8 protein-coding genes are annotated in these 10,394 nt (G+C 58.2%); 5 read left to right on the top strand and 3 right to left on the bottom strand.

All coding sequences use genetic code 11. The features are described 5' to 3' along the window. Positions 1 to 123: 123 nt before the first annotated feature. Entirely contained in the window at positions 124 to 876 is a 753-nt protein-coding gene (gene moeB / locus RTY00_RS05190; RefSeq protein WP_312663662.1) for a molybdopterin-synthase adenylyltransferase MoeB, read from the bottom strand. Continuing rightward, on the bottom strand, positions 876 to 2,111 hold the full coding sequence (moeA, locus tag RTY00_RS05185; RefSeq protein ID WP_312663663.1) for a molybdopterin molybdotransferase MoeA: 1,236 nt from the start codon (positions 2,109 to 2,111) through the stop codon (positions 876 to 878). The genes moeB and moeA overlap by 1 nt, the downstream gene beginning before the upstream one ends. Before the next feature lie 355 nt (positions 2,112 to 2,466). On the opposite strand from moeA, the gene RTY00_RS05180 reads away from it, so the two are divergent. The 5 genes from RTY00_RS05180 to gsiD all read left to right on the top strand — a co-directional run bounded on the left by RTY00_RS05180 (position 2,467) and on the right by gsiD (position 8,783). Beyond that, complete coding sequence (locus RTY00_RS05180; protein ID WP_312663661.1) at positions 2,467 to 3,432, top strand: isoaspartyl peptidase/L-asparaginase family protein; 966 nt, start codon at positions 2,467 to 2,469, stop codon at positions 3,430 to 3,432. A gap of 9 nt (positions 3,433 to 3,441) precedes the next feature. Further along, positions 3,442 to 5,298, top strand: coding sequence for a glutathione ABC transporter ATP-binding protein GsiA (gsiA, locus tag RTY00_RS05175; RefSeq protein ID WP_312663660.1), 1,857 nt, complete (start codon positions 3,442 to 3,444; stop codon positions 5,296 to 5,298). Positions 5,299 to 5,361: 63 nt separating this feature from the next. Continuing rightward, positions 5,362 to 6,897 carry a glutathione ABC transporter substrate-binding protein GsiB gene (gene gsiB / locus RTY00_RS05170; protein WP_061717205.1) on the top strand — a complete coding sequence of 512 codons (1,536 nt, stop codon included), beginning with the start codon at positions 5,362 to 5,364 and terminating at the stop codon, positions 6,895 to 6,897. A gap of 49 nt (positions 6,898 to 6,946) precedes the next feature. Continuing rightward, a complete protein-coding gene (gene gsiC / locus RTY00_RS05165; protein WP_061717203.1) occupies positions 6,947 to 7,867 on the top strand; it encodes a glutathione ABC transporter permease GsiC in 921 nt (306 codons plus the stop codon). A 10-nt stretch (positions 7,868 to 7,877) separates the two neighbouring features. Beyond that, positions 7,878 to 8,783, top strand: a complete 906-nt coding sequence (gene gsiD / locus RTY00_RS05160) for a glutathione ABC transporter permease GsiD (protein WP_061717201.1) — start codon at positions 7,878 to 7,880, stop codon at positions 8,781 to 8,783. 128 nt (positions 8,784 to 8,911) lie between these two features. On the opposite strand, the gene RTY00_RS05155 is transcribed toward gsiD, so the two are convergent. Continuing rightward, a partial coding sequence (locus RTY00_RS05155) for a methyl-accepting chemotaxis protein (RefSeq protein WP_312663658.1) occupies positions 8,912 to 10,394 on the bottom strand: 1,483 nt, incomplete at its 5' end.

The raw sequence follows: 10,394 nt of genomic DNA, 5'->3' as shown, positions 1-10,394 counted from the left end.
TGAAGACCGCGTTTGATCCGAATGGGATTATGAATAAAGGCACCATTTTCCCGCAAGAGTAGTGCTGCTCGTTACCAGGTCGCCATGAATGGCGACCCTACGGGGCGCGCAGGGATGCGCGCGTTATTTACCACATACTTCACAGTGCGCGTCCTGCGCCACCTTCATGCTGCGGAATTCCGCGCTCATCGCATCGTACATCAGTAAGCGCGCGCTAGCGGGTTGACCGAAAGCCGTCAGCACTTTTAAGGTTTCCATCGCCTGCATCGCGCCAACCACGCCAACCAGCGGTGCCATCACGCCCGCTTCGACGCAACTTAACACCTGATCGCCAAACAAACGGCTGATGCAGCGATAACACGGCTCGCCGGGCTGCCAGGTGAAGACGCTGAGCTGGCCTTCCATGCGAATCGCTGCGCCGGAGATCAGCGGCACCTTGTGCTGAAAACACAGGCGATTAATCTGCTCGCGGGTATCGACGTTATCGGTGCAATCCACCACCGCGTCGTGACGTGCAATCAACGCGCTGAGCTGCGCGTCGTCCAGCTGTGCATTAATTGGCTCCAACTGGCAATGCGGATTGATTGCCGCCAGCTGCTGCTGCGCTGAGGCGACTTTTGCCATGCCAATATTTGCATCGCTGTGCAGGATCTGACGCTGCAGATTGCTGAGGCTAACGGTATCGAAATCGAGCAAGGTGAGATGTCCCACGCCCGCCGATGCCAGATAGGGCGCCGCCGCACAGCCGAGACCGCCGAGGCCAATCACCAACACGCGTGATGCCTTCAGTTTCTCCTGGCCATCAAAATCAAAACCGCGCAGTACGATCTGGCGGTTATAGCGCAGCATCTCTTCATCGCTCAACTCAACGCTCATTAGCCCTCCAGCAGCGTGTTAAAGGCTTCGATCTCCACCCATTCACCGGGTTCGACATCGCCGCGCTCGCGCTCGAGCACCACAAAGCAGTTGGCCAGCGCAAACGAGCTGAACACATGCGAACCTTGCGCACCGGTGCTGCGCACTTCCAGCACGCCGTCATCGCCACGGCTAACAATCGCACGCTGGAAGTCGAGACGACCCGGCGATTTCTTCAAACGCTGGGTAGCGCGTGCGCGTTGGCGCAGCGGCATGATACGCGTGGTTTGACCGGTTAAGGTGGCCAGCAGCGGCTGGACTAATTGATAGAAAGTTACCGCCGCAGAAACCGGATTGCCCGGTAAACCGCAGAACCAGCTGTTTGCCAGACGACCAAAAGCAAAAGGTTTGCCCGGCTTGATCGCCAGTTTCCAGAAGGTGATAGCGCCTAACTCTTCCAGCATTGCACGGGTGAAGTCGGCTTCGCCAACCGACACGCCGCCGGTGCTGATCACTACATCGGCCTGACGATCGGCTTCGGTAAAGGCGGTACGCAGCGCCGCCTGATCGTCGGCAATTACGCCAAGATCAATCACTTCGCAGCCGAGCTTGTTAAGCATTAACGCCACGGTAAAGCGGTTGGTGTCGTAAATCTGGCCTTCCGCCAGCGGCTGACCGACCGCCTGCAACTCATCGCCGGTGGAGAAAATTGCCACGCGCAGTTTGCGCAGCACGCTGACTTCAGCAATGCCCAGCGACGCCAGCAGCGGCAGTTCGGCCGCGCCGAGACGCACACCGGCGTCCAGCACCTGTTTGCCCGCCTGAATGTCTTCGCCGACGCGACGAATGTTCTGCGCGGCCTGCACTGGCGCGGTAATCACAATGCCGCCGTCGCGCTGCTCCGTTTGCTCCTGCATCACCACGGCATCACAACCGGCGGGAATCGGCGCGCCGGTCATGATGCGGATCACGCTGCCCACGGGCCACGTACCGTTAAATGGCGCACCAGCAAAGGCTTTACCGGCCACCGGTAATACGCGATCGGGCGCGATATCGGCCAGACGCAGCGCATAACCGTCCATCGCCGAGTTATCAAACGAGGGCACATCGAGCGGCGAAAGAATCGGCTTCGCGGTGATACGTCCGGCGGCTTCAAACAGCGAGACGTTAAGCGAATCGCTGATCGGCTTCAGCTGTTGCAGCATCTTTTGCTGCGCGTCTTCGAGGGAGATTAATCCTGCGGTAAAAGGTTCCATGTCCATCTCTGCCTGGTTAATTTCAGATGCAGTCTATTATGGGTAATGCGTGGCCGTTAAGCGAGAGTTGGTGGTCAGGAAGGGGTATTTCACGCTACGGCTTATTGAATTTTCGGTCACCATAAATGGCGACCCTACAAGATTGCGCGCGTATATGTAGGGGCGCCATTTATGGCGACCGGAAAAACCACTCACAACCAAAAAAGCATAATCCACAATAAAAGGTTATGACCGCGCAGGCAGTTTCTGCTTTACAAGATGAGGGGGCCTTTCTATAGTCGAAAATTGCCAAAAAAAGATGAAAACCATTCTAAATCAGTGTTTTTGGTTCTGATTCCTTCACAGGGTACCGGTTATGGCTAAAGCAGTTATCGCAATTCACGGCGGTGCGGGCGCGATTACGCGTGCGGCAATGAGCGCCGAAAAAGAGCAGCACTATCGTCAGCAACTCAGCGCAATCGTTACCGCCGGCCAGCAGATTCTTGCCGCCGGCGGCAGTGCGCTGGACGCCGTTACAGAAGCCGTGCGCCTGCTGGAGGAGTGTCCGCTGTTTAACGCAGGCAAGGGCGCGGTATTCACTCATCAGGGCACGCATGAACTCGATGCCAGCATTATGGATGGTCGCACGCTGGACGTCGGCGCGGTCGCGGGCGTCAGCCACATCCGCAATCCGATTCTGGCGGCGCGTAAAGTGCTGGAAAACAGCCCGCACGTGCTGTTTATCGGCGCGGGCGCAGAAGCCTTTGCCGCAGAGCAAGGCTTAGCGCCGGTCGAGGCCGATTTCTTCTCCACGCCGGAACGCTGGGAACAGCTGCAGCGCGCGCTGCACAGCCAGCAAATGGTGCTGGACCACGACGGTGAAGCAAATAGCCACAGCGACGATCCGCTGGACCCGGATCGCAAATTTGGCACCGTCGGTGCGGTGGCGCTCGATCTTCAGGGTAATCTGGCGGCCGCCACCTCAACCGGCGGCATGACCAACAAACAGGCCGGTCGCGTGGGCGATTCGCCGTTGGTCGGCGCGGGCTGTTACGCCAGCAACGACACAGTGGCGGTTTCCTGTACCGGCACCGGCGAAGTGTTTATCCGTACGCTCGCCGCCTATGACGTAGCGGCGCAGATGCATTACGCCGGACGCTCGCTGCAACAGGCCACTGCCAATGTCATTCATGACAAAGTGCAGGAGCTAGAGGGTAGCGGCGGGCTGATTGCGATTGACGCCGCAGGCAATGTGGCGCTGCCGTTTAACAGCGAAGGCATGTATCGCGGATTCGCCTATGTGGATGGCGACATTGAGGTAGCGATTTACCGCGACAGCTAAGGAGCAGGCATGACGGACCAACAGCTGCAGTTTGCGCCGGAGCAGGTTCTGGCGGTGCGCGATCTTAACGTGCGCTTTGAGCATGAAGGGCGCATTACCGAAGCGGTACGCAACCTGTCGCTCGACCTGCATCGCGGCGAAACGTTGGCGCTGGTGGGCGAATCGGGCTCGGGCAAATCCGTCACCTCGCTGGCGCTGATGCGCTTGATTCAGCAGGCCGGCGGCGCAGTGAGCGGCGAAATCCAGCTGCGACGGCGCAATGGTGAGGTGCTGGATGTGATGCGCGCGTCGAACGGTCAGATGCGCAAAGTGCGCGGCGCCGATATGGCGATGATCTTTCAGGAGCCGATGACCTCGCTCAATCCGGTATTCACCGTTGGCGAGCAGATTGCGGAATCCATCCGTCTGCATCAGGGCAAAAGCCATCAGCAGGCGCTGGCGGAAGCGCGGCGCATGCTCGATCTGGTGCGCATTCCCGAAGCAAACAACGTGTTATCACGCTATCCACATCAACTCTCTGGCGGCATGCGCCAGCGCGTGATGATTGCTATGGCGCTGTCGTGCAAACCGGCGCTGCTGATTGCCGATGAACCCACCACTGCACTTGACGTCACCATTCAGGCGCAAATTCTGCAATTGATCCGCGTGCTGCAAAAAGAGATGCAGATGGGGGTGATTTTTATCACCCACGATATGGGCGTGGTGGCGGAGATGGCCGATCGCGTGCAGGTGATGTATCGCGGTGATGTGGTGGAACGCGCGCCGGTGCAGCAGCTGTTTGCTGAACCGCAACAGCCGTATACCCGCGCGTTGCTGGCGGCAGTGCCCAAACTGGGGGCGATGCACGGCCAGCCGCTACCGGCCAAATTCCCGTTACTGCACAGCAACGGCCGCGAAGAGAGAGCCGAGCCTCAGGACACAGTGCGTCACGATCGACCGCCGATTTTGCAGGTGCGTGATTTAGTCACGCGCTTTGATATTCGCGGCGGCTTGCTCAATCGCGTCAAGCGTCGCGTGCACGCGGTGGAGAAAGTCAGTTTCGATCTCCATGCCGGTGAAACGCTGGCGCTGGTGGGGGAATCCGGCTGCGGAAAATCCACCACTGGGCGTTCACTGCTGCGGCTGGTAGCCAGTCAGGGCGGCACCATCACCTTTGACGGCCAACGCATCGATGCGCTGCAAGGCAATGCGCTGGCGTCATTGCGCCGCGATATCCAGTTTATTTTCCAGGATCCTTATGCCTCGCTCGATCCGCGTCTGACCGTCGGTTTCTCGATCATGGAACCGCTGCTGGTGCATAAAACGCTGGATCGCCGTCAGGCGGAGAAACGCGTTGCCTGGCTGCTGGAGCGCGTGGGTCTGCTGCCGGAACATGCGCAGCGCTATCCGCACGAGTTTTCCGGCGGCCAGCGCCAGCGCATCTGCATTGCACGCGCGCTGGCGCTCAATCCCAAAGTGGTGATCGCCGATGAATCGGTGTCGGCGCTGGACGTGTCGATTCAGGCGCAGATCATCAACCTGATGCTCGATTTGCAGCGTGAATTTGGTATCGCCTTCTTATTTATCTCGCACGATATGGCGGTGGTGGAACGTATCAGCCATCGCGTGGCGGTGATGTATCTCGGACAGATTGTGGAGATGGGGCCGCGCCAGGCGGTATTTGAGCAGCCGCGCCATCCCTACACTAAAAAACTGATGGCCGCAGTGCCGGTGGCCGATCCGGCGCATCGGCATCGTGAGCGGGCGCTGATGGTGGATGAGATCCCCAGCCCGATTCGCCCGCTGGGCGATGAGCCGGAAGTGGCGCCTTTACTGGAAGTGGCACCGGGCCATTTTGTCGCCCGACACGCAATTAGCGGCGCCTGAGCAGCAAACAACCGCACATCTTTGGATGTCGCGCATGACAGGGATTACAGGAGAACGATAACGATGCACCATATTATGCGAAAAGGGGTTATCACTGCCGGTTTGTTGAGTTCGGCGCTGGCGCTACCCGCGTGGGCGGCGAAAGATGCGGTGATTGCGGTGGCCTCGACCTTTACCACGCTCGATCCGTATGACGCGAACGATACGCTGTCGCAGGCGGTGGCGAAGTCCTTCTATCAGGGCTTGTTCGGCTTCGATAAAGACATGAAGCTGACCAACGTGCTGGCGGAAAGCTATCAGGCGAGCAGCGACGGTTTGACCTACACCATCAAGCTGCGTTCCGGCGTGAAATTCCAGGATGGCACCGACTTCAATGCCGAAGCGGTAAAGGTGAACCTCGATCGCGCCAGCAATCCGGATAACCATCTCAAGCGCTATAACCTGTTCAAATATATCGCCACCACCGAAGTGGTCGATCCGAGCACGGTGAAGATCACTCTGAAGCAACCGTTCTCGGCCTTCATTAACAACCTCGCGCACCCGGCGGCGGTGATGATTTCGCCGACCGCGCTGAAGAAATATGGCAAGGATATCGGCTTCCATCCGGTGGGAACCGGTCCGTTTGCCTTTGATACCTGGAACCAGACCGACTTCGTGAAAGTGAAGAAGTGGGATGGCTACTGGAAAAAAGGCTATCCGAAGCTGGATAGCATTACCTGGCGTCCGGTAGTGGATAACAACACCCGCGCGGCGATGCTGCAAACTGGCGAAGCGAGCTTTGCTTTCCCGGTGCCGTTCGAGCAGGCCAAACTGCTGGAAGGCAACAGCAAGCTCGATGTGGTCACCACGCCATCGATCATGCAGCGCTACATCAGCCTCAATGTGACGCAAAAGCCGTTTGATAACCCGAAAGTGCGTGAAGCGCTGGAGTACGCGATTAACCGTCAGGCGCTGGCGAAAGTCGCCTTTGCCGGATACGCCACGCCAGCGACCGGCATTGTGCCGCCGAGCATCGACTTTGCGCAGAGCTATCCGGCAATCAAATACGATCCGGCTAAAGCACGCGAATTGCTGAAGGAAGCGGGCTTCCCGAACGGTTTCGAAACCACCTTGTGGTCGTCGCATAACCACAGCACCGCGCAGAAAGTGCTGCAGTTCACCCAGCAGCAGCTGGCGCAGGTGGGCGTGAAGGTCAAAGTGACGGCGATGGATGCCGGTCAACGTGCCGCTGAAGTGGAGAGCAAAGGGCAGAAAGAGAGCGGTGTGCGCATGTTCTACACCGGCTGGTCAGCCTCAACCGGTGAAGCCGACTGGGCGCTGACGCCGCTGTTCGCCACCACTTCATGGCCGCCAGCAATCTTCAACACCGCGTTCTACAGCAATCCGCAGGTGGATAAAGATCTCGCCGATGCGCTGAAAACCACCGATCGCGACCAGAAAGCCAAACTGTACAAAGACGCGCAGGATCGCATCTGGAACGACCATCCGTGGATCCCGCTGGTGGTAGAACAACTGCTGTCAGCCAACAATAAAAACCTCAGCGGTTTTTATGTCATGCCCGATACCTCATTCAATTTTGATGAGGCCGATCTGAAGTAACAGACGCGGCCAGCCTTAGCGGGCTGGCCGATGCTGCGCAGGACTTCGCATGCTCAACTATTTTCTCAAACGATTACTGGGACTGATTCCCACGCTGCTGATTGTGGCGGTGCTGGTGTTCCTGTTCGTCCATTTGCTGCCGGGCGATCCGGCACGCCTGATTGCCGGCCCGGAAGCAGATGCCTCGGTGGTGGCGCTGGTGCGTCAGGATCTCGGCCTCGATCAGCCGCTGATCAAGCAGTTCTGGCACTTTATGATCAATGCGGTGCAGGGCGATTTCGGCCATTCGCTGGTCTCGAAACGTCCGGTGATTGATGAAATTGCCGCGCGCTTTTTCCCGACGCTGTGGCTGACACTGAGCAGCATGGTATGGGCGGTGATTTTCGGTATGGCGATTGGCATCACCTCGGCGGTGTGGCGCAATCGCTGGCCGGATCGCATCGGCATGACGCTGGCGGTGTCGGGGATTTCGTTCCCGGCGTTTGCGCTCGGCATGCTACTGATGCAGGTGTTTTCGGTCGAGCTCGGCTGGTTGCCGACCGTCGGCGCGGATAGCTGGAAACACTACATTTTGCCATCGATCACCTTGGGTGCAGCGGTGGCGGCGGTGATGGCGCGCTTCACCCGCGCCTCGTTTGTGGAGGTGATGCAGGAAGATTACATGCGCACCGCACGCGCCAAAGGGGTACGCGAATCGCTGGTGGTGGTGAAACACGGCCTGCGTAACGCCATGATTCCAGTGGTTACCATGATGGGCCTGCAGTTTGGTTTCCTGCTCGGCGGTTCGATTGTGGTGGAAGTGGTGTTCAACTGGCCAGGCTTAGGCCGCTTGCTGGTGGATTCAGTCGAGATGCGCGATTACCCGGTGATTCAGGCCGAAGTGCTGCTGTTCTCGCTGGAATTCATTCTGATCAACCTGATTGTCGATGTGCTGTACGCGGCAATCAACCCGGCAATTCGCTACAAGTAAGGAGTCGCAATTGAAGAACTGGCGACGAGCCGCGGCATTGAAAACCATGCCGACTATCACGGAAAACCGGGTACGCACGCCGTGGCGCGAATTCTGGCGGCGCTTTCGCCGTCAGCATGTGGCGCTGCTGGCCGGATTGTTTGTGCTGCTGCTGATTGTGGTGGCGTTTATCGCGCCGCTGATTGCACCTTTTGATGCGGAAAACTATTTCGATTACGACCGGCTGAACGAAGGGCCGTCGCTGATGCACTGGTTTGGCGTTGATTCACTGGGCCGCGATATCTTCAGCCGCGTGCTGGTCGGCACGCGCATTTCGCTGATTGCCGGTTTCTTCTCGGTGGCGATTGGCGCGCTGATCGGCACCGTGTTAGGTCTGCTGGCGGGCTATTACGAAGGCTGGTGGGATCGCATCACCATGCGCATCTGCGATGTATTGTTCGCGTTCCCCGGTATTCTACTGGCGATTGCGGTGGTGGCGATTATGGGCAGCGGCATGAGCAACGTGATTGTTGCGGTGGCGATCTTCAGCATTCCGGCGTTTGCCCGTTTGGTGCGCGGCAATACGTTAGTGCTGAAACATCAAACCTATATTGAGTCGGCGCGCAGTATTGGTGCGTCGGACTGGACCATTATCATGCGTCACATCCTGCCCGGCACGGTGTCGTCGATTGTGGTCTATTTCACTATGCGTATTGGTACCTCGATTATTACGGCGGCGAGTTTGTCTTTTCTCGGCCTCGGCGCGCAGCCGCCAACGCCGGAGTGGGGCGCGATGCTCAATGAAGCGCGTGCCGATATGGTGATTGCGCCGCATGTCGCCATCTTCCCGAGTCTGGCGATTTTCCTTACCGTGCTGGCATTTAACCTGCTGGGTGATGGTTTGCGTGATGCGCTGGATCCGAAATTGAAGACCTGATGCTGTTTCGGTCGCCATAAATGGCGACCCTACAAAACACGCGTTTGTTTGCGCCGCGCGTTACCCACATTAATCGCCGTAGGGTCGCCATTCATGGCGACCTTTTCAATAACCGCACAATCCCGCCCTTAAAACGTTTCCCAATTGTCATTACTGTGCGCGGCGGCAGGTGCGGCGCGGGTTGGCGTCATCACCGGTTTCACCACTTTCGCCACCGGCGCAGCGGCCTGGCGTGCGCCGGTTTTAAAGCGGGCCACCGCAGATGAGAGGCTGCTGGCCTGCTGTTCCAGCGATGCCGACGCATTAGCGGATTCCTGTACCAGCGTGGCGTTCTGCTGCGTGACGCGATCCATCTCGTTCACCGCCTGCCCAATCTGGTCGATGCCGCGACTCTGCTCATCGGATGCCGAAGCAATCTCGCCCATGATATCGGTGACGCGGGTGACGGCGCTAACGATCTCCTGCATGGTTTCACCGGCGCTGCTCACCTGTTGTGAACCGGTGTTGACGCGCTGCACGGAATTCTCAATCAGCAGTTTGATCTCTTTCGCCGCCTGGGCGCTGCGCTGTGCCAGATTACGCACTTCGCCTGCCACCACGGCAAAACCGCGGCCCTGTTCACCGGCACGCGCCGCTTCTACCGCTGCGTTAAGCGCGAGGATGTTGGTCTGGAATGCAATGCCATCAATTACGCTGGTGATATCGGCGATTTTCTTTGAGCTGTCGGCGATATCGCGCATGGTTTTCACCACGCCATCCACCACGTTGCCGCCTTTGTCGGCGGTTTCCGAAGCGGTTTTCGCCAGCTGAGTCGCCTGACGCGCGTTATCGGCGTTCTGTTTCACCGTGGCGGTCAGCTCTTCCATGCTCGCCGCAGTCTCTTCCAGTGACGCCGCCTGTTGTTCTGTGCGTGAGGAGAGATCGTTATTGCCGGTGGCGATCTCGCTTGCGCTGCCAAAAATCGCATCCGCGCTATCACGCACATTGTTGATGGTGCTGAGCAGCGACTGCTGCATGTGGTTGAGACTGGCGGCAATCGACGCCATTTCGCTGCGGCCTTCCACCTGCAAACTGGCGGAGAGATCGCCATCGGCGAAGCGTTCCATCTGCTGTTGTACCAGCTTCATCGGTGCCAGCAGGATACGACGCACCAGAATCCACACGGCAACCAGCAGCAGCACCACAACCACCGCCATCATGGCGACCAACACCAGCATGTGCTGATAGTTATTGTCATATTCCGCATTGCGCTCGGCCAGCAGTTGTACGTTCTGCTCGCGCCACTGTTTGTAGGCCACTTCCAGATCGTCCTGCGCCTGCTGGGCATCAAGATTGCCATAGGCGGCGTAATCATTGGCCTTCAGGAACGCCGCCGACTGTTTCAGCAATTCAGCGAAGGCAGCAAACTTAGCGTCGACTACACTGGCTGAATCCGCACTTTGTCCGGCAATACGCGGCATGCTCTTATAGAGATCATAATGTTGCTTCGCTTCATCCAGTGACGCACCTGCGCTGATCAGCAGTTTGTTGATGGCGGCGACTGACGCTTCATCCGTCTGTTTTTTCAGGATACGAATGGCGACGCGGTTAATGATTACGCGCGTTTTCACC

It is taken from the genome of Pantoea sp. CTOTU49201 (genome assembly GCF_032054795.1).
GTDB classification, from domain to species: Bacteria; Pseudomonadota; Gammaproteobacteria; order Enterobacterales; family Enterobacteriaceae; genus Pantoea; species Pantoea symbiotica.
The sequence above is the reverse complement of the archived record's forward strand: the minus strand, read 5'-3'. Positions and strand labels throughout refer to the sequence as shown.

What these genes read in the sequence shown, in the direction of transcription:
- RTY00_RS05180 (WP_312663661.1), top strand. Translation starts at nt 2,467, where the DNA reads ATGGCTAAAGCAGTTATCGCAATTCACGGCGGTGCGGGCGCGATTACG.
- gsiA (WP_312663660.1), top strand. Translation starts at nt 3,442, where the DNA reads ATGACGGACCAACAGCTGCAGTTTGCGCCGGAGCAGGTTCTGGCGGTG.
- moeB (WP_312663662.1), bottom strand. Translation starts at nt 876, where the DNA reads ATGAGCGTTGAGTTGAGCGATGAAGAGATGCTGCGCTATAACCGCCAG.
- moeA (WP_312663663.1), bottom strand. Translation starts at nt 2,111, where the DNA reads ATGGAACCTTTTACCGCAGGATTAATCTCCCTCGAAGACGCGCAGCAA.
- gsiC (WP_061717203.1), top strand. Translation starts at nt 6,947, where the DNA reads ATGCTCAACTATTTTCTCAAACGATTACTGGGACTGATTCCCACGCTG.
- gsiB (WP_061717205.1), top strand. Translation starts at nt 5,362, where the DNA reads ATGCACCATATTATGCGAAAAGGGGTTATCACTGCCGGTTTGTTGAGT.